The organism is Dawidia soli (assembly GCF_018598185.1).
Classification (GTDB): domain Bacteria; phylum Bacteroidota; class Bacteroidia; order Cytophagales; family Cyclobacteriaceae; genus Ohtaekwangia; species Ohtaekwangia soli.
This window is the reverse complement of sequence record NZ_JAHESC010000002.1, coordinates 46,053-71,723: the sequence shown is the minus strand read 5'-3', so window position 1 is coordinate 71,723 and position 25,671 is coordinate 46,053. Positions and strand designations below refer to the sequence as shown.

Genomic DNA, 25,671 nt, shown 5'->3' with positions numbered 1-25,671 from the left:
AAAAAGCCGTATGGGTTAAAAGAAAAGCAGCAGAAGGACCTATTTATAAGGACTTCTGGGGCAGGGAATTTCGTAAAAAGTCCGCGTTAGACTAATTCCCAGGTAGTAGAAGGTATCGTTGTCGTTCGGATTGCCGTACTGATAATTCTTGTAACGAATGTCGCCGCCCGAAATATTGTCGAGGTGATCAAAGAAGGTCTTGCGTACGCCCAGCTCCAGGCCAAAGTACCATTTGGGGTTGTACACATATTTAACGCCCAGCCCAAACGGAATGGACACCTGAACATTACTGTATTCTTCCGTCTTTTCGCCGTTGCCCGAAATGCCAAACAGGCCCACGCCGCCAAAAAGGTAGGGGTTCAACCGCACAAAGCGCTTGGAGTCGCGCCAGTCGAGAAAGTGATACTCCAGCACCGTCGATACTTCCATCAGGAAAATGTCGAACGACGCATCGCGTTGCTTGGCAAAGGCGTCGAGCGGTTTTTCAGAAGCGCTGAGCTGGCCTCCGGTCAGGCTGGTGCGAAAACTCACCACGTTGCTGAGGTTAGATCGGTAAAAAACCGTCGCCGCCGGACGCGAATATTTAAAATTGTAATGATGAACGAGATCTCCCGTATAATTAAACGTGCCAATGCCGAATCCCACTTCCGAGCGCTGTGCGTGCGCCCACTCCCATGACAACAGAAAGATTATGAACCCAAAAGACAGCCTTGTCAACGTATAACGGATCATCTGAATTTAGCCCTGTGAAATGATTTGCCTAGTATGTACGTAAGTTTAAACGTCGTCGTCATGAAAATATCCCGGTCGTTCTTGTTCCCGCGCAAGTTGTCCGGATGCTCGCGGCCATAGCCGTCCAGCACCAGGTACGTGCGACCGTCCACCGGGCTCACATACGGCGGATTGGGCGGCGTAAATAGCTCGCTCGAACGATACGACATCGCCTTCGCCAGCTCGTTGTCACCAAACACGCCCAGGTCCACGTAGTTCTGACTTACATCGTCGATGTAGTCCGTAAACAGGTAGCGGAACCCAAGCTCTACGGAAAAATCCATAAGCTGGTTGATTCTAAAACGTGCGCCCAACCCCATTGGTATGGAAAGCTGAATTCTTTTGTAAGGTTTTATGCCGTAGTTCACCGCCGAATCAGGCAGCGTGGAGTGTTGGCCCTCTGTACCGAGCGGTTGCAAGTCTACCCACTCGCCGGCTTCGGCCAGTGGATTGCCATTGAGGTCCGTGTCAGGTGCCTGGGCTTGCGGGTTGTGATGGTAGACCGCCAAACCGGCAAACACATACGGCGTCCAGCGCACGCGGCTGATATAGGTGTCGCGGTTGGGGAAAAGGTCGATGCTCGCAATGACGGAAAGTTCTTTTATGCGGTTGCGGAAGGAGAGGTTCCGCTGAAAACGAAAACGCCCGTTGTCAGCATCTCCCGCATCGGCCGATTCGACGTCCGAACCCCGCAGCGTGCCGTACATGAACGAAGCCGTCAGCGTATAGCGTGGGCCGAAACGGTGCCCGAACGAAATGCCAAGGGCCGGACGTGTAAAGCTGATGTCGGTACTGAAGCGACTCGGCGCCGGTGCCAGGTCACCATAGTAGTTCAGCGCGTTGAGCGACACCGACACCATGTTGTAAGAATTGCTCTTTTCAAAAGAAGATTTCCTGCCGCGGTAGGTCATCATACGTTTGTTGTTGCGCTTGATCGACCTTCTGTTCATTTGGGCAACGGCCTCTTCTGCGCCGGTAACCAGAACAAAAGCGAGTACGGCAATGATTAGCTTCCTCATGTTAGTAAAAATAAGCTTCTATAGATCAGAGAATTACAAAACTAGTAAATTTTCAATTACGGATGTCCAGCCCCCAATTCAACTTATGCCGAAGGGTACGGAAGTAATGTTGGCCCTCCAATTGAACTAAATGCACGACATAATCCGATTTCGATACCTTCATCACGGCCGAAGCATCCACCGACGCCACCCGCGAATCCAGCGATACCAGAAATTTTTTGCTCCGCCCCTCCACGCGGAACGTGATCTCGGCAGTATCCGGAACCACGATCGGCCGCACCGTTAAGTTGTGCGGACTTACCGGAGTGATAACAAAATTTCCAGATCTGGGAAAGATCAACGGCCCTCCGCAGCTCAAAGAATAGCCCGTTGAACCCGTCGGCGTCGACACAATAATGCCGTCTGCCCAGTAGGTGTTCAGAAACTCACCGTCGATGTAAGTGTGAATCGTGATCATCGATGACGTGTCTTTCTTGACCAGCGTAAAATCGTTTAAGGCGAAATTCTGCTTCCCAAAGGCATCTGAGTTCGTATTGAGCTTCAGCATGGTGCGCTTTTCCGTGGTGTAGGCACCCTGGCAAACCTGCAGTAACGCCTGTTCGGTTTCGTCCTTGCTGATGGTCGCCAGGAACCCTAGCCGGCCCGTATTGATACCCAGCACAGGTATCTTCAACTTCGCAATGTGTGTGACGGCTTCAAGAAGTGTGCCATCGCCACCAACACTGATAAACACATCCACCCCCTTCAGCGAGTCGTCGGGGTTGAATGTCTTCTTGATCTTGATGTTTTTAAAAGCCGCGGTCTTCAGATATGAACCGAACCTCGCCGAAACCCAGATCTCAACTTTTTGCTGCTGAAGGATCTCAAAAATACGGACAATAAAAGGCGCTGACTGACGATTGAACTCCTTCCCATGAACAGCGATTCGCATCTGACGTTTATTTAAAATTTCTGACCCAGCAGGTCATTCACGCTAAAAATCTCACGCTGGAATTAAAGATAGAAAGGAAGCGGCAATAGCACAAGCTACAAGCCTCCGTCAGTGTCCTTCTTAAAAAGTACAGCCGCCCATGACTCACGCTCGTCCTCACGCACCTGGCGCAGGCCATAACGGCCCGCCTCCTGCGCAATGTCGGCAATGTCATGCGTGTAGAAGCCACTCAGCAGCAACAGGCCGCCGGGCACCAGACAGCCTTGATAGTATTGAATCTCTTGGAGTAAGACGTTTTTGTTGATGTTGGCCAGGATGATATCGAACGGTCCCTGCGGCTGCAAGTGTTCAAACTTCCCTTGTTGCAAATGGATGCCCGCACAACCGTTCACCTCGATATTCTCCTGGCCGTTAATGACACTCCACTCGTCTATGTCGAAGGCCTCCACCGAAGTCGCCCCCAGCTTACACGCCATGATCGACAAGATGGCCGTGCCACAGCCGGCATCCATCACGCGCTTGTCGCGATGGTCCATGTCCAGCTGATTCTTTACCATCAGGTACGTAGTCTGGTGGTGGCCCGTGCCAAACGACATCTTGGGGGTGATGACGATCTCGTACGGATACGACGCGTCGGGCGCATGAAACGCCGCGCGTATAAGGCAACGGTTGTCAACGACAATGGGTTGATAGCTCTGTTCCCACTCCTCGTTCCAGTTGCGTTTTTCAATCTTATCCTGCTCGAAAGAGAGCGGCGTCTGCGCGCCGTAGCGCGCCTTGATCTCTTCCAGTCTCTCCTTGTCGTAGTTCTCTAACATAACATAGGCCTCAAAGCCCGTGTCGGTCTCGAGAAAAGAATCAAAGCCTGCCTCCGCCATTTCAGCCATGAGGATCTCCGAATATTCCGGAGCACAGGTCACCTGGAAGCGAGAGTAATACATGCGTAACGCCGGGTGAAGATCGGTTAGACTGCTTAAGCTCCTTTGATAACTTCGGTGAAGTCGCGCGACTTGAGCGATGCGCCGCCCACCAGGCCACCGTCTACATCCGGGCAGGAGAAAAGCTCCTTGGCATTGGCCGCATTGACGCTGCCGCCGTATAAGATGATGATGGTATCGGCAACAGCCTGTCCGTATTTGCTGGCCAGGTGCTTGCGGATGACCGCGTGCATATCTTGTGCTTGTTGCGCAGAGGCCGTCTTGCCCGTGCCGATCGCCCATACAGGCTCGTAGGCAATGACCACCTTCTTCAGCGCATCAGCGTCCAGGTGGAACAGGCTTTCTTCAACTTGCTTTTTTACCAGCGCTTCGTGGCCGTTCGCCTCGCGCACCTCCAGCGGCTCGCCGCAGCAGAAGATCGGCGACAGGCCGTGCTTCAACGCAACGTCTACCTTCTTTGCCAGCAGCTTGCCGTCTTCGCCAAAATATTGACGACGCTCGCTGTGACCCAGGATAACGTAGGGGATACCCATCGACTTGAGCATCGGGGCCGACACCTCACCGGTGTATGCACCAGACTCGTGCTCACTGCAGTTTTGAGCGCCTACAGAAATCCGCGCATTGTTGCCTAACTGATTTTTGATCGGCAGCAAGTAAGGGAAGGGAACGCAAAAGATCACTTTCGCATCGCCTTTTACTTCGTCTGCCACCATGCCCGTTACCTCTGAAGCAAGGATGTTTGCTTCCTCCAGGGTCTTGTTCATTTTCCAGTTGCCGGCTACGATTTTCTGACGCATAGTTCTGTAGATTTAGATTTTAAGGCCCCAAAGATATTTTTTTCCCCCTTTTTTCCCAACCCTATTGCGGGCGGTATCGCGACTCCTTGAAAAGCCGCTGGGCATCTTCCGCCGCCATGAGCTGCGGCAGGGTCTTGTCGGCGTGCGACTTCATGTAGCTGTTGACGATACGCCAACCTACCCACTGGCCGATACGTCCCGGGCATTTTTCTCCCACCTGTATCGTGACCGGCCGCTCGCCGAGGTAGTCTTTCTTTACCACGTGGCTGGTTTCATACAGCACCTTGCTTTCAATGAACCGCGCCCAGATCAGGTCTTCGTGCGCGCGCGACCCGTTGATCTCCGCCGGCGTGTACCAGATCAAGGTGCTGTCGGGCAAACAGGGCATCATGTGTTTGGCAAAGTAAAAGGACTTGCCGTAAGCGACCATGTCGGCCAAAACGGTCTTGTCCTGTAAAGAAGTTTTGTTGAACCGGTCGCTGATGCCATAGATCAACAGGCACGAAGGAACGATATCGTCCGGGTCATACTTGCGCAGCAGGTAGTCGTAGATCTTCGGCCGGTACTTCGCACCGGCACCGAGATAAAAATCGAGGCTTACGATGATGAGCGAGTCCGACACCAGCAAGTCCGTGTCGAGGCCCGAGATCACCGTCTTGATCTTCGGCGGCGTAAAGTCGGGATAATAATATTGAATGTGCGCAAAGGCGTCTTCAAAGCTTTTCCGCAGCGCGCTGCCATCGCCAAACACCCGCTTCACTTCCATCGCCAGCGTATCGAGGTGCGGGTTGGCAAAGCGCGCATACAGCTCGTTGATAAAGACCGAATCGTCGGGGTACTCGTTGCGCCGGAAAATGTAATCGCGCACCAGCGGCTCGCGCGTAAGCAGCGCCACCAGCTCCTGCTTGCTTTTCACCTGCACCAGCGACTCCTGGAGCTGCTCGAAGGATACGGTCACGCCCTTGCCGTCCAGGCTGGGCTCAAACACACAAGCCTCCTCCTGTTCCTTGTCACCACAACCACTCAAAAAAATCAAGCCGGCAAACAAGCCGATCAATACGCTCCTCATAGTTCGTGTAAAATATCCAGTGTTATGCTGCTGTTGTCTAAAAATCTAATTGCCCGGTGGGTTCGTCGCCTGTCAGCCGCAAGCTTTTCACCTTACCCTGCACGGTAACATGTACCAGGTTGGACTGGTCGCGGTAGGTCTCCATAATGATCGAGTTTGTCACCTGAATTTTCTTCCACCGTTTCACCGGGCTTACCTCCACATAAAAAATAAATGCCTCGCCCTCCTTCTCATGGCCAAGGTACTTGATCTTCTGCGCCTTGCCGTCGAGCTGGATCGTAAAATGCTCCGCCAGGTACGGCCCCATCATCTCGTCCACCGTTATTCCCTTCGGCACCGTAATGTCCAGTTCCGGCTGTTTAAGCCGGTTGCGCATCACCACCTCCAGGTCGTCGATAAAAACCCGCATCATAATTTCCAGCGCCTTGTCCTTCTCATCAAAAGCCACCTCCGTCACCGACACATGCAGCGGGTGCGCCATAACCACCAGCACCACCCACTGAACAAAAGAAAGAACGCTCGAAACCATCCCGTACTTTTTTAAAAAGCTCAAAAATAATGAATAAGAACTAAAAGCAGCCCCCAGATTGCTGACGCAAGTGAACCCCAGACCCGACTGGCGCCGGTCTTTAGCCCCGTCCCGGGGCGGAGACCGGTGCCCGGTACGGGCGGTCTCCCGACCGCCTTGAGCTAACGTCGTCATCTAAACAACCATAAACAACCTAGCCCATCCCAACCCTAAAGCAACCCTTCACATAGGGATTACCCGTATCAAAGCCATACCAAAGCCGTACATAAGCTATCCCTGACATATACCACGCATACACCAACCCCCCATAAAAACCCCCATTCAAACCCTCCCGTGCACCGTGTACTTGCCCGCCGACAATGCACAATTCAAACTTATCCCCTATAATTGTGCCCCTTTATCATGAACTATGAGCGAGTTTAGAGTTTATTTCGACGAAGGCAGGGACCATATTCTGGATTACATGAATGGATACGACCACATTTTGTTTGTCGTTTCCCTGTGTGCATTGTACCTCATGCGCGACTGGCGGCAGATCCTCGTGCTGGTAACAGCCTTTACGATCGGCCACTCCATCACGCTGGCCTTGTCCGTGCTCGACATCGTCTCCGTCAAGCCCGAACTGATCGAATTTCTCATTCCGCTCACCATCTTCATCACGGCCGTCTCGAACCTGTTCAAAGACGAAGAAAATCTGGGCACCGGGCCGCTGCAGCTGAACTATCTGTTCGCCGCGTGTTTCGGCCTGATCCATGGCCTCGGATTCTCCAACTACCTGCGCGCAATCCTCGGCAAAGACGAACGGATTGTATCACAACTATTAGCCTTTAATCTGGGCTTGGAGGTTGGCCAGATAATTATTGTTGTCATCTTTCTGGTGGCCGCTTTTATTATGGTAGATTTATTTAGCGTGAACCGTCGCGATTGGAAAATGGTGATCTCTTCGGCCGTTGCCGGCATCGCATTGATGCTCATGAAAGAGAAAGCCTATTGGATAGACTAACTCAAAAAACCTAATATGACACGTATCCTAACCTTGTCCTGCCTCGCCCTCTTGTTCCTAACAAGGCTACAGGCGCAGGACGCCCCCAAATGGAAAGGCAAGTTTGAACAGCTGGATCAGCTCTTACCGACACCCAACGAATACCGCTCGGGTTCGGGAGCACCCGGTCCCAAATACTGGCAACAAAAGGCCGACTACGTCATCAACGTCGAGCTCCACGACGACAACCAGAGCGTAACCGGTTCTGAAACCATTACCTACACCAACAACTCGCCCGACGTACTGAAATACCTGTGGCTGCAGCTCGACCAGAACAAACTGGCCGACGGCAACATGACACAAAAAACGAAAGGCGGTACCATTAAAGATTCAGTCGATACCAAAACCGCCGCCGCGAACCTCAACCTGTACGACTTCGACGGTGGTTTTAAGATCAAGTCCGTAAAAGATGCAAGCGGCAAAACACTGCCCTACATGGTGAATTATACCATGATGCGCATCGACCTGCCCACGCCACTCGCATCGGGTCAGAAGTTCTCCTTCTCCATCGACTGGGGGTACAACATCAACGACGGCATCCGCTTCCGCGAACGCACACAGTTCGAATACTTCCCCGAAGACGGCAACTACTCGTACGTCATTGCACAGTGGTACCCACGCATGTGCGTGTACGACGACTACGAAGGCTGGCAGAACAAACAGTTCCTCGGCCAGGGCGAGTTCGCCTTGACCTTCGGCGACTATAAAGTAAAGATCACCGTCCCGGCCGACCACATCGTAGGCGCTACAGGCCAGCTAAAGAACGCCGACGCCGTACTGAGCAAAGCCCAGCTGGAACGCTGGCAGAAAGCCAGGACCTCCTTTGACAAGCCGGTGATCATCGCGACACAGGAAGAAGCAATCCAACGCGAGAAGACCAAACTGAAAGAGAAAAAGACGTGGGAGTTCCACGCCGAGAACGTACGCGACTTTGCCTTTGCTACATCGCGTAAATTCATCTGGGATGCCCAGGCCGTAAAGATCGGCAGCTACACACCGCTGGCCATGTCGTTCTATCCCAAAGAAGGCAATCCGCTGTGGGAAAAAGAATCGACCAAAGCGGTAAAGAATGCGCTGGAAGTATACTCACGCATGACGATCGACTATCCGTACCCGGTGGCGATTTCGGTACACGCCGCGCACCAGGGCATGGAGTACCCCATGATCTGCTTCAACTACGGCCGCCCGGCAAAAGACGGTACGTATAGCGCCGCCGTGCGCAAAGGCATGATCGGAGTGATCGTACACGAAGTGGGCCACAACTTCTTCCCCATGATCATCAACAACGACGAGCGCCAGACCACCTGGATGGACGAAGGCGTAAACACCTTTGTGCAGCTCGTAACAGAGATCGAACGCTACCCCGATATAGACTTCGACCGCGGCAAACCCGCCGCCCTGGTGCCATACATGAAAGGCGACCCGGGCAGCATGCGCCCGCTGATGGTGAACTCCGAGCAGGTAATTCAGTTTGGCAACGAACAGTATGCAAAGGCCGGCACCGGCCTCTTTATGCTGCGCGAAACCATCATGGGCCGCGAGCTCTTCGACCGCGCCTTTAAAGAATACGCCCAGCGCTGGGCCTTCAAACATCCTAAGCCCGCCGACTTCTTCCGCACCCTGGAAGATGCCTCCGCGGTGGACCTCGACTGGTTCTGGAGAGGCTGGTTCTACTCGACCGACATAGTCGATCAATCCATCGACCAGGTGAAATGGTTTAAGATGCGCAAGGAAGAAGTCGACCCGGAAAAGAAAAACGTGAAGACCAAGCCCGGCGACCTGGCCCAGAACGACGAGAAGTACCAGAGCTTCAATGGCGGCGCCGAGCCCTTTTCCCTCACCAACACCGACCCGCGCATGTATGGCGAGTTCAGAAGCACGATCGATGACAAGGCGGTCATGGCAAAACTGCAGGACAAAAATATCTACGAAGTAAGCCTCAGCAACAAAGGAGGCATGGTGATGCCCGTGATCATCGAGTGGACCTACAAAGACGGCTCGAAAGAGATCGAACGCCTGCCCGCGGAGATCTGGCGCACGAACGAAACCCGCGTGACGAAAGTATTTGTAAAAGACAAAGAGGTCACCGGCATCGTACTCGATCCTCAAAAAGAGATCACCGACATCAACACACAAGACAACGTGTTCCCCAAGGCACAGGCAGCTTCAAAGTTTGAAGAGTTTAAAAAGAAGAGCAAGTAATGAAGGTGGGAAACATGACCCTGCGCATCGTGACCGCACTTACCCTGCTGTTTACAGCAGGCCACGTGTCGGCGCAAAATCAGCCGGCCGGCTGGAAAGGAAAATTCGAGCAGCTGGACCATCTGCTGCCGACACCCAACGGCTACCGCACCGGCTCGGGAGCACCCGGCACCGGCTACTGGCAACAACAGGCCGACTATACCATTGACGTGGAAGTCAACGACAAGACGCAGTTGCTGACCGGCACGGAGACCATCACGTATCACAACAATTCACCCGAAGCATTAGGATTTCTCTGGCTGCAGCTCGACCAGAACATTCTGGCCGATAACAGCATCACAAATCAAAGCCGCACCGGCGCCGTGCGCGACTCGGTACCCGCGGGCTTCTTTGCGATGATGGCCGGTGTAAAAACCTCCGACTACAAAGGCGGCTATACCATTAAATATGTGAAAGACGCTGCCGGCAAGGCCCTGCCATACGTCATCAACAACACCATGATGCGCGTAGACCTGCCTGCGCCGCTCAAAAGCGGCGAGAAGTATGTATTCTCCGTTGCCTGGAGCTACACCGAGTACAACCGCCAGATTTTTGGCGAACGTGGCGGCTACGAGTATTTCCCCGAAGACGGCAACTACGTTTATACCTTCGCACAATGGTTCCCCCGCATGTGCGTGTTCGACGACTACGAGGGCTGGCAAAACAAACAGTTCCTCGGCCAGGGCGAGTTTGCCCTGGTCTTTGGTAACTACCGCGTACGCATCACCGTACCGGCCGATCACATCGTCGGTGCCACCGGCACGATCCAAAACGCAAAGGACGTCCTGTCAAAAGATCAATTGGAACGCTACGAACGCGCCCGGAAGAGCTTTGACAAACCCGTTATCATCGTCACGCAGGCAGAAGCCGTTCAAAAAGAGAAAAGTCCCTCCGAGAAAAAAGCCACGTGGGAATTTGCCGCAGAGAACGTGCGCGACTTCGCGTTTGCATCCTCGCGTAAATTCATCTGGGATGCCCAGGCCGTAAGGATCGGCGACAAAACACCAGTGGCCATGTCGCTGTACCCCAAAGAAGGCAATCCGCTGTGGGAGAGAGAATCGACAAAGGCGATCAAGAACGCCCTGGAGCTATATTCCGAGCGCACCTTTAATTACCCCTACCCGGTAGCATACTCGGTACATGCCGCCAACCAGGGCATGGAGTATCCCATGATCTGCTTTAACTACGGCCGCCCCAACAAAGACGGCACCTACTCCAAGCAAAAGCTGGAAGGCATGGTGAGCGTGGTGGTGCACGAAGTCGGCCACAACTTCTTCCCCATGATCGTCAACTCCGACGAGCGCCAGTGGACCTGGATGGACGAAGGCCTCAACACCTTCCTGGAAAAGGAAACCATCCGCACCCGCTACCCCGAGCTGTTCGAGAGCCACGGTACCCCCAAAGGCATCGTTCCCTTTATGAAAGGCGACAAAAGCCAGATGCGGCCAATCATGGCCAACAGCGACGACCAACGCCCGAGCGAGTTCGGCGCCAACGGCTATACCAAACCCTCCGCCGCGCTGACCTTATTGCGTGAAACCGTCATGGGGCCCGAGCTTTTCGACAAAGCCTTCCGGGAATATGCCCAGCGCTGGGCCTTTAAACATCCCAAACCTGCCGACTTCTTCCGCTCGATGGAGGACGCCTCCGCGGTTGACCTCGACTGGTTCTGGCGAGGCTGGTTCTACTCCACAGACAATGTCGACCTCGCCGTAGACGATGTGAAGTGGTTCCGGGTAAAAAGCGAACAGGTAGACCCCGAGAAGAAAACACCGCGCACAAAAAAGGGTGACCTGGCAGCACAGCAGACCAACAACGGCACCGACTTCAGCGGTGGCCCGCAAGAGTTCTCCATGCTCAACACCGACGCCAGAGCCTATGGCGAGTTCCGCGGTACGCTGAACGACGCCGACATCCGCAAGAAAGTAGACGGCAAGAACCTATACCAGATCCACTTTAAAAATATAGGAGGCCTCGTGTCGCCGATCGTTATCGAGTGGACATTCAAAGACGGCTCGAAGGAGATCGAGCGCCTGCCGGCAGAGATCTGGCGCGCCAACGAGAACGAGGTAAGCAAGGTATTTGTAAAAGAAAAGGAAGTGGTCAATATCTTACTTGACCCCAATGCAGAGCTGGCCGATGTAGAAGCAGCCAACAACGTGTTCCCCAAAAGGGCCGTCGAAAGCCGCTTCGACCTGTTTAAAAAGAACAATTGATCCGGGCGGGTACTGTTCTCTCCACTCTGGTATAGGAGGGAACAGTACCCAGGCGGGCAAATAGGTAACCCCTCCCCAAGTGCCGTTAAACGGCTGTGGCGTTTACCCCACAACATTTTTGTTTGTCTTATCGACCCGGCCCGTTATATTTACATCTTAGCAGTTTTGGTACACGAGCTCCATTCTATTTTTTGAACTGATTATCTTTACTGCTTCATTTTTTAAAAACCCCCCGTCACCTGTTGACGGCTTAAAACTTTTTAGAACATGCAAAAACGCTGGTTAGGATTCTTCGGAATCGTAATGTTGATCGTCGCTGCCGTAGCGTTCAACCGCTATTACCTACCGAGCCTCGCCTATCAGGAGGACGCAGCAGATTCCGTCAGTAACTTCTCGCTGAAGCTCAAAGAGCCCAGCGTATTGTACGGCATGGTGGTAGATGACTTCCTCGTCATCGAAGACAAGATCAAACGCAATGAGCGCCTGGGCGACATCCTCCTGGAATACAACGTGCCCGCCCGCCTGATCCATCAGGTATCACAGGTTTCGCGTAACATCTTCGACGTGCGCAAGATCGTTCCCAACAAAAAGTATACGCTCATTTGCAATCAGGATTCCCTGAAGACCGCAAAGGCCTTCGTGTATGAGCCGAACCCCATTGATTATATCGTTTTCCGCTTTGGCGACTCCCTGACCATCGACGTGTGCAAGCGCGACGTCGTAACCGTAGAGAAAGGCATTGCCGGCGAGATCCGCTCCAACCTCTCCGAAACCATCGAAGAGCTGGGCATCAGCCACGAGCTGACCAACAAATTCGTCGATATTTTCGCCTGGCAGGTAGATTTTGCCCGCCTCCAGAAAGGCGACAAGTTCAAGCTGATCTATGAAGAAAGCCAGGTAGAAGGCGTGACGGTCAGCATCGACAAGATCAAAGCCATCTATTTTGAGCACTTCGGCAGTCCGTATTATGCCTTTCCGCTCGACCAGGGCGATGGCGACGACTATTTCGACCAGGACGGCAAAAGCCTGCGCAAAGCGCTGCTGAAATATCCCATCGAGTTTACCCGCATCAGCTCACGCTATACCATGAGCCGCTTCCATCCCGTGCAAAAACGCTGGAAGGCTCACCTTGGCACCGACTTCGCCGCCCCCACCGGCACGCCGATCCGCTCGGTAGGCGATGGTACGGTAGAGGAAGCGCAATACAAATCCAACAACGGCAACTACGTTAAGATCCGTCACAACGGCACGTATACCACGCAATACCTGCACATGTCGCGTATCGCCGATGGCGTACGTGCCGGCACGCGGGTGCGTCAAGGCCAAACCATCGGCTACGTAGGAAGCACCGGCCTGGCCACCGGCCCGCACCTGTGCTACCGCTTCTGGAAGAATGGCGTACAGGTAGACGCCCTCAAGATCGACCTGCCGCCGTCAGAGCCTGTGAAGAAAGAATACCTGTCGCAGTTCGAAACCGTCAAGCAAGACCTCACAAACCGCCTGCAGGCGATCCCGTTCCCGGATCAGGACAAGCAGGAACCGATGGCATCGCTTTAATTATTTTTCCGCTTCGGTAGAAGCCAAGACCTTTTCTCTGACGTTATTTGCCAGGGAAAAGGTCTTGTTGCTTGAATGAAGCGCTGTCTTCCTCTCCTCCTCGTGCTCCTGTTACCGGCGCTGGCCAACGCGCAGCGGGTTGGTTTGGTGCTAAGCGGCGGCGGCGCGAAAGGCATTGCCCACATCGGTGTGCTAAAGGCTCTCGAGGAAAATAGCATTCCCGTAGACTATGTCGTCGGCACGTCCATGGGCGGCATCATCAGCGGCTGCTACGCCGCCGGCATGAGCCCTGATCAGATCGAGGCCATGATCCTCTCCGACCAGTTTATGGGCTGGGTGAACGGCAACCCCGAGCAGGGCTACAACTACTTCTACCACCAACACGACATCACCCCTTCGTTTCTCAAAGTCAACCTGGGCCTGGACTCCACCTTTAATTTTCAGTTCAACTCCAGCCTGGCCCGCGACGTATCGCTCAACTTTGCCCTGACCGAGCGCACCGCCCAGGCATCGGCCATTGCCGGCAACAACTTCGACCGCCTCTTTGTGCCGCTGCGTGTCGTCGCCGCCGACATCTTCACGCAAACAGAAGTCATCCTGAAAAAAGGCTCCCTGAGCGACGCCCTGCGCGCTACCCAAACCGTACCGTTCTTTTATACACCCATCCGCGTAGACGGTAAATACCTCTTCGACGGCGGCATTTATAACAACTTCCCGGTAGACGTGGCCCAGGTCGAGTTCAATCCCGATGTGGTCATCGGCGTAAACGTATCGTCGAAGGTCTTCGAGGGCTATCCCTACAAAGATGACGACAAGCTCATCTCCAAATCGCTGCTCTACATGCTCATGGATAAGACCGATCCGAGAAAGATCGATGAGCACGGCGTCTTCATCCAGCCCAACCTGAACGGTTTCACCGCCTTTGACTTTGCCCGCGCAAAAAGCCTGATCGATAGCGGCTACCGGCAAACCCTGCGGCAACTGGAAGAGATCAAAGGCAAGATCGCCCGCCGCGTACCGTGCGATACGGTGGCGGCAAAGCGCAACGCCTTTAACGACAAAAACCCGCCCATGCTGTTTGATGGACTGGTGTTTAAAAGTTATAATTCCAAGCGCCGGAAATACATCCGCCGCCTCTTTAACATGCGGCTGGGCGAAGAACGGCTTTATCCCTACAGCGATGTCAAACGCGGATACTTCCGGCTCGTAGCCGAGGATTTTTTCTCCAACGCACACCCCACCATCCTGTATGACAGCACGCGACGAACGTTCTCCTTGCAGCTTTCACGTCGGCCGCAGCATAACTTCCAGGTAGATTTCGGTGGCGTCATTGCCTCGCGCGACATCAGCAATGTATTCGTAGGGCTTAACTTCTATCACTTCAGCAACACGCTGCAGCATTATTACCTGTCTTTCCAAACCGGCAGCTTCTATAAATCGGGCGTCGCCAAAGTGCGCATAGACTTTCCCACGCCGCTCTTTCTCGAACCGTACGTGGGTTTCGACAGCTGGGACTACTTTGAGAACAATGACCTGTTTGAAGAGTTTTCGCGCAACCATCCCACGGTGCTGACGCGTATCAACCGCAAGATCGGCTTTAATCTCGGCGTACCCGTGCACGAGCAGTTCCGGGGCAGCCTTCACATCGAGTCGTTCAACAACGACGACCGCTATATCAACGGCGACTCCTTCATCAGCACCGACACCCTCGACGACCTCCACATCCGCGGCTTCAAAACAGGCTTTAATTTTTCGGCCAGCAGCCTGAACCGAAAACAATATGCCTCCCAGGGCAAAGCCTACTCCCTTACAGGCGACTACTTTCAGGTATCGGCCACACACACCCCGGGCAACACCTCGATCTTGTCGCGGGAATCCAAACAACGGCATAACTGGTTCCGCATCCGCGGCAGCGCCGAACAGTTCTTTCGCCTCAGCCGTACGTTCACGCTGGGGTATGCTGCCGAAGGTGTATTCTCGAACCAGCCCTTCTTTCAGAATTACTTCGGCACGATCATCAATACACCCGCCTTCACACCACTGCAGGACAGCCGCACCCTGGTGTTACAGAACTTCCGGTCGCCAAACTATGTGGCCGCCGGCGGCCGCGCCGTGCTGGCGTTGCACCCCAAGATCGACTACCGGTTGGAAGGCTACGTCTTTAAGCCATTCGACTACCTCGAAGAAAACGCCCGACAAGAGGCACACATCAGCCGGGACATCGAATCGATCTTTCTGGCCGCCGCGACAAGCATCGTATACCACGCACCCATCGGACCCATCAGCCTCAGCCTGAACTATTACGACGACGACGAGAATCAGCTGGGAGCATTATTCCACATCGGCTTCCTGCTGTATAACAAACACTCCCTCGAATAACATACGAATAATCCCGCGACGTTTACCGTGTTCACAATTTTAACTAAGTTTATCTTTTGAATTTTTAACTGTGTTCCTGCATGAAAAGACTCTTACTGACTACCCTTTTGCTCACCGGCTTTTCCCTGCTGTCAAAAGCCCAGGTTGTACAATGGGCCTCCTCCGTTATAGAGTTTTCATCTGAGCTTACACCCATTCAGTATTCGGCCAAGCAAGCACTCGGCAAGCCGAACGTATTACCGGCCGGCGGCCAAAGCCCCAACGCCTGGGCACCTGACAAACCCAAACGCAAAGAGTTTCTCAAGCTGGGTTTTGCCAACCCCCTCAGCATCCGGCAGATTGCCATTGCCGAGTCGCATAACCCCAGCGCTATCTACCGCGTGCTCGCCTACGATCCCGCCGGAAAAGAATACGTTATTAATACACTTAACCCCATGGCCATCCCGCTCAAGGGACGGATGCTGAACATCTTTGTCGAGCAAACACCCTATAAGGTAGCAGCCGTCAAGATCGAATTTGACGGTGCGGCGTTGCCCGACTATTTCAGCATCGATGCCGTGGCGATCTCCGACTCCAACTATCCCATCATTGCCGACATTCCGCAGATGCAAATGCTGGCCTCCGGTATCCTCATCGAAGCCCTCGACAAAAACGTCAACAGCGAATACAAAGAATTGAACCCACTGCTGTCGCCCGATGGTAAGACCCTTTACTTCAGCCGCAGCAACCACCCCGAGAACATCGGCGGCGTAAACGACAAAGAAGACATCTGGTATTCCGAACTGGACTCTACCGGCCGCTGGCAACTCGCCAAGAACATGGGCCCCCAGTTCAACAACAAAGGCCCCAACTTTGTCAACACCATTCGCTCGATCACCCCCGACGGCAAAGCCGCCATCATGGTGCTCGGCAACCGCTACGACAACCAGGGCAAGATGTCGGCCGGAGTATCCATCACATCAAACGTAAGCGGCGTGTGGAGCGCACCGAAAGTGCTCAACATCAGGAACGACTATAACTTTAACGAGAAGGCCAATTACTTCCTGGCCGACAACCGCAAAACGCTGCTCATGTCGGTTCAGCGCTCCGACTCACACGGCGACCGCGACCTGTACGTCACCTTCATGAGTGCCGACAGCGCGTGGAGCGAACCCCTCAACCTCGGCGACGTGGTAAACACCGCCGCCGAAGAGTCGGGCCCCTTCCTCGCCTCTGACGACAAAACATTATACTTTTCATCAAAAGGTTTCAGCGGCTACGGCGGCAACGACATTTACGTTTCCCGCCGCCTGGACGATACTTGGACAAACTGGTCAGAGCCCGAGAACCTGGGCCCCGAGATCAACTCACCCCTCGAAGACCTGTTCTTTAACATCCCGTCCTCCAGCGACTACGCATACTACTCCCGCGGCGTGACCGAGACCAACACAGATATCTTCCGCGTGAAGCTGCCGATCGTAAAAAGCCCCGAGCCGTGGATCACCGTACGCGGCAAAGTGATCGACAAAACAACCGGCAAGCCCGTAGGAGCAAAGATCATTTACGAAGAACTGCCCAGCGGCAGAGAGCTGGGCGTAGCCCAATCAAATCCTCAAACGGGTGAATACGAAATTCGCCTGCCCGCAGGCCGGCTTTACGGCATTCGAACCGAGGCAGAAGGGAAGATCTCCGAAAGCCAGAACCTCGACCTGCGCGGTATTACGGCCGACAAAGTGATCGATCATAAAGACTTCGACCTGAGCCCGCTCCTGGTAACTTCGCCAACGCCCGAAGCAGTGATCGTGTTGAACAACGTCTTCTTTGATTTTGACAAGGCAACGCTTAAACCCGAGTCATATCCGGAATTGAACCGTCTCGTAACATTCCTGAACAACAACGCAGGCGTACACGTACAGATCGCGGGTCATACCGATTCGGTCGGCCCGGAGCCCTATAATTTAGACCTTTCCAAACGCCGCGCCAACAGCGTAGCGGAATACCTCTACGACAAAGGCATTACGAAAGAAAAGGTAAAGACTGTATTCTTTGGTGAGACCAAACCGGTCGACACCAATGCGACCAAAGAAGGAAGAAAGAAAAACCGTCGCGTAGAATTTAAGATCGTGAACCTCTAATGGACACATCATGGCATCCTTGCACATAAAACTCTTCCTGATCGTTTACTGTATCGCGATCATGACCTTCGGTCAGACGGCCGACAGCGTCATCCGGGCGGAGGGGAAGATCTATAATGCCGAGACAAAGGAGCCCGTCAACGCCCGCATCTCGTATCAAAGCCTGCCCTACGGCAGCCGGCTGGGAACACTGAACGGCACCAGCTTCTCGTTTCCGATGTTCGACAACGAGAAGTATGCTGTTACCGTAGAGGCTCCCGGCTTTGCCATCGCTAAATATATGCTCGACCCTGCGCAGGTCAACGCTGATCGGAAAGTACTGCAAGACGTGCCGCTCATCCCGGGCAACGGCGCCGCCGCCAAACATTCTGTAGGCCAGGTTATGCGCTTGAACAACCTTATCTTCCAGGTGGGTAAATCCAGGATAGACCCCGAATCATATCCCGAACTGGACCTGGTGGTGAACATGATGAAAGAGAATACGGCAATGATCATCCAGCTGGAAGGCCACACCGACTACCAGGGCAATGCCAACGACAACATGCGCCTGTCCCAACTGCGCGTAGCGGCCGTAAAGAATTATATCGTATCGAAGAAGATCGCCAAGAGCCGCATCAAGACAAAAGCCTTTGGTGGAACACAACCCCTGTCGCGCGATGACACACCCGAAGCCCACCGCCTCAACCGGCGTGTAGAGCTGCGGATATTAGAGAACTGAACGAGGGATTCCTAATGCACGGAAGCGTGCGCAACTACGTCCACCTGGCGCTTGCGAATAGCCTGCAGCTTACGGACGTAGTTTTCTTTTATTGCCTTGTCCAGGTTGCTTTCCAGCACCGACAACAGTACGATCCGCGAAAACTCCTCCACCCGCGCCGAGTGATATAATGTCACCGCTTTGTCCAGGTTCGAGATCGTGCGGACCAGTTCTTGCTTGTTATACGCCACAACAGCGTAGTTGTAATACAAAAGGCCTAACACCTGGTCGAGCGTTACTTCGTTGTAGAGGTCGAAGTTGAAGTCGTAGTAGCTTTTGCTGGCCACCGGCCGTTGTAAGATGTTCTCGCGGTAAGTCGCTATGCGCTTCTGGATCTCGGTATCATTGTCGACAAAACCGTTTGCCGGGTCCGTGGCTTCCAGCAGAACAGAGCCCTGCTGGGTTTCGGCAATCACGAAGATGTGATAGTTGGTTTCGATAATGCGGTACTCGATGTTGAAGTGATTCAGCAACAACGCATACAGGGCCGTGCCCGTCAGGCAATTGTAGGTGCCGTCATTCAACAGATCAGAAAATGAACAATACGAGGTGTAATGTCTGAGATACTTCTGGTGGGTTTTCGTAAAAAGGTAGCTCACAAAAGACTTCTCACGCTTAAAATTTTCGCGCTTGGATTCCAGCTTGCCGATAAAGGCAGGAAGTTCAGCAGGCGACGTGATTACCTGTTGGTCGGCGGCACTATAAAGGTTTACATAGTGCATCACATCTTTTTGCCCCGGCGCGACTCCGGGCCCCTGGGCGAGTGCCAATACCGGCACGAAGAAAAACAACACAAATCCCCTCATATTACGCCAGTGTTAAATCTCTGTTAACAAATTTAACAGAATAGTAACACTATGCAAGCAGTCGTTAGGTCGGGCGTAAGGTTTATCCGCGCATTACAAATTCTTCCGGGGCAATAGAAAAACTGCCTAATAACGCTGAATTAGCTGTTTCGTTTAGAAAAAGACCTGGAACACAAAAAAAATGCAGCCCTCCCGACGGGAAGGCTGCATTACAGATCCGAGGGATAAAGAAATATCAGGTTTTAGATAGTAACACTATCTTAACATTGTCGGCCTTGTTAACGCCTTTATAAAAGTCTGCAAACTCCTTATAGGACTCCGCCGGAAACTGTCCTTTCACCTGTTTCAACCGGCGCACGTACAGCAGGCCCTTGTCATCCAGGATGCAACGGGACTCATACTCACCAAAACGGGACGTGATCTTGACTGGCTCGGGCAGGAACTCCGGGTAGACCCCATCCGGCAAATGATACCGTATCGTATCGAGATCCGTAAAGCCCGATTCCAAAACCACCGGCATCTTACGCGCATCCACCTTCTCGGCCACAAACGTTGAGCGGTTCATCAGGTTGGGCGTGAGGAAAATGCGTTTGCCATTGACGGAAGCAAAACGACTCAGGCGAAGATCCAGTAATACTTGTGCAGACGGCATTTTATCCTTGTGATTCACCAGTGAAAAAGAATTCACGTCAAAGCTCGGTATGGCCGTGTGGTTCTGAACCCATTTACGCTGATCGTCATATTGCAGGTTTACCGCAGCATGTACATAGTTGGTCTCATACTGAAGCCCGCGATACGTAGTAGTTACTTTAGCCTGGGCATCACCCGTAGCCGCCACATATACATCGGCCGTGCGCGACTGGACGTTCTGATCTGCCGGGTACCGTTTGGTGTTGACCACCTTCGCCCCCTTGTCGGTAATAACAAGAGCTTTACGGTCGCCGGTAAATGTACCGATATAGCCAAACGGATTGGTCTGGCTCGTGCACTCCAACCACAGCGTATCACCCTTGTTCGGTACCGATACGATCGCATGGTTGAATTGAGAGCTGGGAAAATCCGTATCCATCGGCGATGCGTCATCACCCGCGCGGATCAACACGTAGTGCGCCGGAATCCCCACCTCCTTCAGCATCGACACCATGTAGTTGGACAAAGCCTTACAATCACCATACCCCGTCTGATCCACAACCGACGCCTCAAACGGCTGGAAGCCGCCGATGCCCAGCTGAATACTGACGTATCGCGTTTTGCTTTGCATATACTCGTACAGGATCTTGATCTTCTCCTCGTCGGTTTTAGCCTGCGCGGTCAGTGCACGGATCTTTTGCTTGGTAGCCTCCGGCAGCACGTTACGCCCACTGTTCAGTGTGCCGATCCACTGCCCGAACTGATCCCACGTATCCATCGTGCCAACATACCCTTCGTACTCGAACTGCGTCGGCGCGCCGTCAATGTGCGGCAGCACATATTGCAGGTCCGGTCCCATGGGGTCCAGCTTGATGGGCAGGATGTTCTCGAACGTCCACGAGAGAGATTCCAGTCCGTCAGCCGGTTGTGACACCGGCTTCACATCGATATTGTAGCTCCGGTACCGCGGCGCCAGCTCTTTCGGAAATACATACTTGCAGACACTGTGCTGCACCGAGACGTTCTCACGGGTGACAACATAAAAGTCTGGTATGAAGAAGAGATATCTAAACTCGATGTCGTACTCGAACTCCACCGTATAGGGATATGTGCTTTGCGAAAGATCGATCCGCTTGATGCGGTTGTCGTTGTACAGGCTGTAACCATCGTACGCACTTTGATCATAGATCTCGCTGGACTTCAGTCGCTTGATCAGCATACCTTCGGCATCGTACACCGCCGCCTTTAACGACGTCACCTTGCTAAGCTTATCATAGCCGACCGTCTCCTGTGCAAAGCGCTTACCGTTTGCATTAAAGATAGTAATGGCCTGGTAAACGTGATAGGTCGCCCGGCTCTTGGAGTGGATCGTAAACACCATCTGGTCTTCCCGCATCACTACGTGCACATCCTTCCGCAACGCCTCGGGGATTGCACTCACCGGAAACTTCGGGCTATCCTTCGCCACCGACGACATCCACAAAAGCACGCCGCAAATAACCGCTGAAATTCTCTTCATATAGATTACAGTTTCTTCAACACGATCTGCTCTGCCTGCTTCGCCACAATTTGATTGTAGAATTCGCGCAGGTTAGGATATTCGTCCATCACAAACATGCTTTTGTTGATCTGTAACATGCTTACAATGTTCACCATGTTGCCCGTTTGAGACACGCTGTAGGTATACCGGCCGGCGTTGTTCGGCAACATCATCACCTTGGGCTTGGGTAGCTCCTCCACGGCATATCCGTCGGGTATGGTCAGGCGGCACAGATACGTTTTTTCCTCCGGTTTGCCAAAGTCAACGGGGTACTCGCGCGTCTCCAACTTGAAAACATTCTCCTTGGTCTGACCCACCACAAACGGATTCATATAGATCATGCCGCCGGCCACCGTAACGTGCTCGTTGATCAGAAGAGCATGAACCTGGTTTACACTTTGCGTGATCTCTGTCTGGTTCTGAAATTCACTGCTCTCGATATCCCACGCCTTGTCGGCCAGAAAGCCTTTCATGTATTCCTGTTCGCCCTTGGCAAAATAGGCCTGACGGAACTCGCGGGCGGCATATCCCTCGTGGGTATATTTTACTTTGCCTTTTAATTCGCCGGTGGGGTTAAGCACCAGTTCGGTGTTGATCACCGTGCGCGCTTTGGCGTTGGGCTTGAGGTCGATCCAACCGTGTTTTGTTTTGGAGATCACCAGGCCCCTGCCGTTCAAACAGCGCTCCGGCAAAATGCCCATGGGCAGGAACCGGTCGGTAGCATCCAGCAACAACGTTTTGTCGCCCAGGGTAACGATACAGATCGCATAGTTAAACTGACTCGACATCGGGTACTGCTCGCGCACAAAGCCGTGGTCACGCGTGCTCAGCAATACCATGTCTACCGGTATATCTATCTTTTCAAGCATCGAGGCGAGTGCCACGTTAATGTCGGCAGCCGTTCCTTTTTTATTCTCAAAAATAGTCTTGAGGTTATCCGCGTAGATATCCTTGGTGCCATTCCACTCCAATGACTTTTGCACATAAGCAAAAATAGCCGCCACCTTCTGTTGCGGGTCCGTCATGCCCGTGGTAAGCTCTTCCGCTTTCTTTTTCAAAAAGCCCGAACCCGTTACAGTCTTGCCAAAACCTTCGCTTTCCAACAGGTTCGTGTTAAGCTTCTGCCAGGTACCCATGATCTCCCGCACAGGCTGACCGGGAATCGTGATGTGCGAAAGCGCCAGGTTTATTTTAGAAACGTAGTCGTTCTTGCAGGTTATGAATGGCTCGTCTTTAAAGGCCGGAACATCCTTCATCACCCAGTGGTGAGCATCGATGCGGAAGTCCGTACTGTTCTTGGGCTTTACCTCGTATATCGCCGGGGGCAGATAACCCTGCATATATTTCTGGAAGGCGAAATACTCGGGGAACAACGCCCAATATTCGCTCCAGCGAACCGGCACGTCGTATTGAAACTGCCAATCGGGAAAGTTGGTGAAGAACTCCGACACCAGCGTGTAGGAATACTCCAGCACCGAGCCCTCTTTTACATTCGGGAAGGTGAACTTTTGCAGATTGATATTCCGGTTGAATTTCTCCTTGAAGATGCCGTCCTTGGAAAGATCGGTCTCCACCACTTTACCATTTTCCAGGTTGTAGGTCGTAGCTTTCAATTTCGTGATACGCTCCTCTTCAGAGCCTTCGCGGTAAAGCGGTATTTCAACATCCGCCTGATCAAAGCCGTCTTTTTTCAGGATCTTGATGCGCACGTGTCGTTCAAAGCTCAACGTAATGTTCACAGCGGTGACCGTAACGTACGCCTCGCCGTAATCCGATAAGATTACCGCCGACGCCGATGAGTCCTTGTCATAGATCTTCATCGTCATGTCGACCATCGGAATCTCGCCAAACTTAACAGGTGATTTTTGGGCTACCGCGCATAGCGGCGCCAACAGGGCCAGGTGAAGCCCGAAGATTAATGCCTTCATACAACTACTACAGGTTAGATTAGACTTTTGGTGATGTAAGTTTACTGAAATCGAGCAACTTTATCGCTACTTTTGTGGTGGTGTAATCCTATAATCATAATTAAATCACATTGGCTAAAGCAAAAACCGTATTCTATTGTCAGAACTGTGGGTATGAATCAGCAAAGTGGCTTGGCAAATGTCCGTCGTGTAACGAGTGGAATACTTTTGCCGAAGAAGTTGTAACCAAAGAAGACAACAATAAAAATGATTGGCGCCAGGACAACGGCCGCCAGAAGACGGTAAAGGCAAAAGCGTTGCACGAAGTAGAATCTTCGCGCGAAATACGTGTAAGCGCCGGCGACCAGGAACTGAACCGGGTGCTGGGCAACGGTATCGTCCCCGGATCTCTTGTACTAATCGGCGGTGAGCCCGGAATCGGTAAATCCACACTTATGCTGCAGGTAGGGCTGGGCATGAAATCCCTGCGGGTACTGTACGTGTCGGGGGAGGAAAGCGAACAGCAGATAAAAATGCGCGCCGACCGCATCGGCCATAGCTCGCAAAGCTTCTTTGTACTGACCGAAACCAACACCAGGAATATATTCCTGGCCATCGAATCCGTCCAGCCGCAACTCGTTATCATCGATTCCATTCAGACGTTATACTCATCCGTCATGGACTCTGCCGCGGGCAGCATCGGCCAGGTGCGGCAGTGTGCCGGCGAGATGATGAAGTTCGCCAAGGAAACCAATATACCCGTCTTCCTCATCGGCCACATCACCAAAGACGGCATGCTGGCCGGACCGAAGGTACTGGAGCACATGGTCGACACCGTGCTGCAATTTGAGGGCGACCGCCACCTGGCCTATCGCATATTGCGCACGACAAAAAACCGCTTCGGTTCCACCGCCGAGATCGGCATTTACGAAATGCTCGGCACCGGCCTGCGCGAAGTATCAAACCCGTCTGAGATCCTGATCTCCCAAAAGGAAGGACAGCTCAGCGGCGTTACCATCGGCGCCACCATAGAAGGCAACCGGCCCCTGTTGATCGAAATTCAGTCGCTGGTCAGCCCCGCTTCCTACGGCACGCCCCAACGCACCCCTACCGGCTACGACCAGAAACGTCTCAACATGCTGCTGGCCGTACTGGAAAAACGCTGCGGGTTCCGCATGGGCACACAAGACGTCTTCCTCAACATGGCCGGGGGTATAAAAGTAGAAGATCCCGCCATCGACCTGGCCGTCTGCATTTCCATCATCTCTTCCATGGAAGAGATCCCCGTATCCGACAAGATCTGCTTTGCCGCCGAGATCGGCCTGGGCGGAGAACTCCGCACCGTCAACAAGATCGACCAGCGCATCTCGGAAGCCGAGAAGCTGGGCTTTGAAGAGATCTATGTTTCCAAGTTTAGTCAGAAGGCCCTCGACCTGAATAAAACCCGCATCCGCGTAAAGGCCTTTGCCAAATTAACGGATGTATTCCAGGATCTTTTTGGATGATCATACCCACACAACGCATGATACGTTCCCTGTTTTCACGATCCGCCTGGCTGCACCTGCGCATACCCTTCTCATACTACCTGTTGCCTGTATTCTTATTCAGCCTTGCCGTTTCGCCCAACATCAGCCCCAATCCGGTGCTGTGGACGTTCGTGATCGTACACCTCTTTTTATACCCCGCCAGCAACGGGTACAACAGTTACTTCGACAAAGACGAAAAAAGTATCGGCGGGCTGAAGAATCCACCCAAAGTGAATCTGGGCTTGTATTATTTGTCATTGCTCTTTGACGCCGTTGCCGTGATACTGGCCGTGGTCAAGGTCGGCATCGCCTTTGCCATCCTGATCTTCATCTACGGGCTCATCTCAAAAGCGTATAGCCACCCAGCTGTGCGGCTGAAGAAATATCCCGTCGCCAGTTGGCTCGTAGTCGGGCTGTTCCAGGGACTCTTTACGTTCGCGATGTGCTACATCGGCATTAACCGGTTTCCGCTGGAAAATGTATTAAAACCAACGGTACTGATACCGGGTATGCTCAGCACGGCCCAACTGCTCGGCACCTATCCCATTACACAGGTATATCAGCACGAAGAAGACGGCAAACGCGGCGACAACACCTTTAGCCGGATGTTGGGTATACGCGGTACGTTCTGGTTTGTCGGCGGGATCTTTACGGTCGTTACCGCAGGATTTATGACATATTTCTATTCCTTCTATCCCGATCGCGGCTACGAGTTTATATTCCTGGCGGCACTGTCGCCCGTAGTGTTGTTTTTCCTCGTGTGGTTCTGGCGGGTATGGCACGATGAATCGCGGGCCAACCATGCATCGACCATGTGGCTGAATTTTATTTCAGCCACATGTCTAAATGCATTCTTTATATACCTGTTGCTGGATTCAACCCAGCTTATTCAACTTTTCTAA

Annotated in this window: 19 protein-coding genes; 9 read left to right on the top strand and 10 right to left on the bottom strand. The window is 53.0% G+C overall.

Annotated elements, in window-relative coordinates:
- Positions 1–39: 39 nt before the first annotated feature.
- From porG to KK078_RS01615, 7 genes are all read right to left on the bottom strand, one after another.
- A complete protein-coding gene (porG, locus tag KK078_RS01645) occupies positions 40–732 on the bottom strand; it encodes a type IX secretion system protein PorG (RefSeq protein WP_254088491.1) in 693 nt (230 codons plus the stop codon).
- Positions 729–1,790 (bottom strand): DUF6089 family protein, encoded by a 1,062-nt coding sequence (locus tag KK078_RS01640; RefSeq protein ID WP_254088490.1) that lies wholly within the window; start codon positions 1,788–1,790, stop codon positions 729–731. The genes porG and KK078_RS01640 overlap by 4 nt, the downstream gene beginning before the upstream one ends.
- 52 nt (positions 1,791–1,842) lie before the next feature.
- Positions 1,843–2,721, bottom strand: a complete 879-nt coding sequence (locus tag KK078_RS01635; RefSeq protein WP_254088489.1) for an NAD kinase — start codon at positions 2,719–2,721, stop codon at positions 1,843–1,845.
- A 95-nt stretch (positions 2,722–2,816) separates the two neighbouring features.
- Positions 2,817–3,662, bottom strand: a complete 846-nt coding sequence (prmA, locus tag KK078_RS01630) for a 50S ribosomal protein L11 methyltransferase (protein WP_254088488.1) — start codon at positions 3,660–3,662, stop codon at positions 2,817–2,819.
- A 32-nt stretch (positions 3,663–3,694) separates the two neighbouring features.
- Positions 3,695–4,456 carry a triose-phosphate isomerase gene (gene tpiA / locus KK078_RS01625; protein ID WP_254088487.1) on the bottom strand — a complete coding sequence of 254 codons (762 nt, stop codon included), beginning with the start codon at positions 4,454–4,456 and terminating at the stop codon, positions 3,695–3,697.
- A 61-nt stretch (positions 4,457–4,517) separates the two neighbouring features.
- Positions 4,518–5,525: a gliding motility lipoprotein GldB gene (gene gldB, locus KK078_RS01620; protein WP_254088486.1), complete on the bottom strand. Its 1,008-nt coding sequence runs from the start codon at positions 5,523–5,525 to the stop codon at positions 4,518–4,520.
- Between the two features lie 37 nt (positions 5,526–5,562).
- Positions 5,563–6,054 (bottom strand): DUF6702 family protein, encoded by a 492-nt coding sequence (locus tag KK078_RS01615; RefSeq protein WP_254088485.1) that lies wholly within the window; start codon positions 6,052–6,054, stop codon positions 5,563–5,565.
- A gap of 409 nt (positions 6,055–6,463) precedes the next feature.
- Between KK078_RS01615 and KK078_RS01610 the strand changes: the two genes are divergently transcribed.
- The 7 genes from KK078_RS01610 (at position 6,464) to KK078_RS01580 (ending at position 18,321) form a co-directional block, all read left to right on the top strand.
- Positions 6,464–7,057, top strand: coding sequence for a HupE/UreJ family protein (locus KK078_RS01610; protein ID WP_254088484.1), 594 nt, complete (start codon positions 6,464–6,466; stop codon positions 7,055–7,057).
- Between the two features lie 15 nt (positions 7,058–7,072).
- Positions 7,073–9,298 carry a M1 family metallopeptidase gene (locus KK078_RS01605; protein ID WP_254088483.1) on the top strand — a complete coding sequence of 742 codons (2,226 nt, stop codon included), beginning with the start codon at positions 7,073–7,075 and terminating at the stop codon, positions 9,296–9,298.
- Positions 9,298–11,553, top strand: a complete 2,256-nt coding sequence (locus tag KK078_RS01600; RefSeq protein WP_254088482.1) for a M1 family metallopeptidase — start codon at positions 9,298–9,300, stop codon at positions 11,551–11,553. Before KK078_RS01605 ends, KK078_RS01600 begins: the two co-directional genes overlap by 1 nt.
- Positions 11,554–11,820: 267 nt before the next feature.
- Positions 11,821–13,110 (top strand): peptidoglycan DD-metalloendopeptidase family protein, encoded by a 1,290-nt coding sequence (locus KK078_RS01595; RefSeq protein ID WP_254088481.1) that lies wholly within the window; start codon positions 11,821–11,823, stop codon positions 13,108–13,110.
- Positions 13,111–13,185: 75 nt separating this feature from the next.
- A complete protein-coding gene (locus tag KK078_RS01590) occupies positions 13,186–15,489 on the top strand; it encodes a patatin-like phospholipase family protein (protein ID WP_254088480.1) in 2,304 nt (767 codons plus the stop codon).
- A gap of 80 nt (positions 15,490–15,569) precedes the next feature.
- Positions 15,570–17,603: an OmpA family protein gene (locus KK078_RS01585; protein WP_254088479.1), complete on the top strand. Its 2,034-nt coding sequence runs from the start codon at positions 15,570–15,572 to the stop codon at positions 17,601–17,603.
- A gap of 10 nt (positions 17,604–17,613) precedes the next feature.
- Positions 17,614–18,321 (top strand): OmpA family protein, encoded by a 708-nt coding sequence (locus KK078_RS01580; RefSeq protein WP_254088478.1) that lies wholly within the window; start codon positions 17,614–17,616, stop codon positions 18,319–18,321.
- A gap of 11 nt (positions 18,322–18,332) precedes the next feature.
- Here KK078_RS01580 and KK078_RS01575 read toward each other — a convergent pair whose 3' ends face one another.
- From KK078_RS01575 to KK078_RS01565, 3 genes are all read right to left on the bottom strand, one after another.
- On the bottom strand, positions 18,333–19,166 hold the full coding sequence (locus KK078_RS01575) for a hypothetical protein (RefSeq protein ID WP_254088477.1): 834 nt from the start codon (positions 19,164–19,166) through the stop codon (positions 18,333–18,335).
- Positions 19,167–19,401: 235 nt separating this feature from the next.
- Positions 19,402–21,315: a DUF3857 domain-containing transglutaminase family protein gene (locus KK078_RS01570; protein WP_254088476.1), complete on the bottom strand. Its 1,914-nt coding sequence runs from the start codon at positions 21,313–21,315 to the stop codon at positions 19,402–19,404.
- A gap of 5 nt (positions 21,316–21,320) precedes the next feature.
- A complete protein-coding gene (locus KK078_RS01565) occupies positions 21,321–23,264 on the bottom strand; it encodes a DUF3857 domain-containing protein (protein WP_254088475.1) in 1,944 nt (647 codons plus the stop codon).
- Between the two features lie 110 nt (positions 23,265–23,374).
- On the opposite strand from KK078_RS01565, the gene radA reads away from it, so the two are divergent.
- Both radA and KK078_RS01555 read left to right on the top strand, forming a co-directional pair.
- Complete coding sequence (radA, locus tag KK078_RS01560; RefSeq protein WP_254088474.1) at positions 23,375–24,748, top strand: DNA repair protein RadA; 1,374 nt, start codon at positions 23,375–23,377, stop codon at positions 24,746–24,748.
- A 17-nt stretch (positions 24,749–24,765) separates the two neighbouring features.
- Positions 24,766–25,671, top strand: coding sequence for a UbiA family prenyltransferase (locus tag KK078_RS01555; protein WP_254088473.1), 906 nt, complete (start codon positions 24,766–24,768; stop codon positions 25,669–25,671).

Coding starts and splice junctions, on each gene's coding strand:
- KK078_RS01570 (WP_254088476.1), bottom strand. CDS start 21,315: ATGAAGAGAATTTCAGCGGTTATTTGCGGCGTGCTTTTGTGGATGTCG.
- KK078_RS01635 (WP_254088489.1), bottom strand. CDS start 2,721: ATGCGAATCGCTGTTCATGGGAAGGAGTTCAATCGTCAGTCAGCGCCT.
- KK078_RS01610 (WP_254088484.1), top strand. CDS start 6,464: ATGAGCGAGTTTAGAGTTTATTTCGACGAAGGCAGGGACCATATTCTG.
- KK078_RS01585 (WP_254088479.1), top strand. CDS start 15,570: ATGAAAAGACTCTTACTGACTACCCTTTTGCTCACCGGCTTTTCCCTG.
- KK078_RS01615 (WP_254088485.1), bottom strand. CDS start 6,054: ATGGTTTCGAGCGTTCTTTCTTTTGTTCAGTGGGTGGTGCTGGTGGTT.
- KK078_RS01575 (WP_254088477.1), bottom strand. CDS start 19,166: ATGAGGGGATTTGTGTTGTTTTTCTTCGTGCCGGTATTGGCACTCGCC.
- KK078_RS01555 (WP_254088473.1), top strand. CDS start 24,766: ATGATACGTTCCCTGTTTTCACGATCCGCCTGGCTGCACCTGCGCATA.
- tpiA (WP_254088487.1), bottom strand. CDS start 4,456: ATGCGTCAGAAAATCGTAGCCGGCAACTGGAAAATGAACAAGACCCTG.
- KK078_RS01595 (WP_254088481.1), top strand. CDS start 11,821: ATGCAAAAACGCTGGTTAGGATTCTTCGGAATCGTAATGTTGATCGTC.
- KK078_RS01640 (WP_254088490.1), bottom strand. CDS start 1,790: ATGAGGAAGCTAATCATTGCCGTACTCGCTTTTGTTCTGGTTACCGGC.
- KK078_RS01605 (WP_254088483.1), top strand. CDS start 7,073: ATGACACGTATCCTAACCTTGTCCTGCCTCGCCCTCTTGTTCCTAACA.
- prmA (WP_254088488.1), bottom strand. CDS start 3,662: ATGTATTACTCTCGCTTCCAGGTGACCTGTGCTCCGGAATATTCGGAG.
- gldB (WP_254088486.1), bottom strand. CDS start 5,525: ATGAGGAGCGTATTGATCGGCTTGTTTGCCGGCTTGATTTTTTTGAGT.
- porG (WP_254088491.1), bottom strand. CDS start 732: ATGATCCGTTATACGTTGACAAGGCTGTCTTTTGGGTTCATAATCTTT.
- KK078_RS01590 (WP_254088480.1), top strand. CDS start 13,186: ATGAAGCGCTGTCTTCCTCTCCTCCTCGTGCTCCTGTTACCGGCGCTG.
- KK078_RS01565 (WP_254088475.1), bottom strand. CDS start 23,264: ATGAAGGCATTAATCTTCGGGCTTCACCTGGCCCTGTTGGCGCCGCTA.
- KK078_RS01600 (WP_254088482.1), top strand. CDS start 9,298: ATGAAGGTGGGAAACATGACCCTGCGCATCGTGACCGCACTTACCCTG.
- KK078_RS01580 (WP_254088478.1), top strand. CDS start 17,614: ATGGCATCCTTGCACATAAAACTCTTCCTGATCGTTTACTGTATCGCG.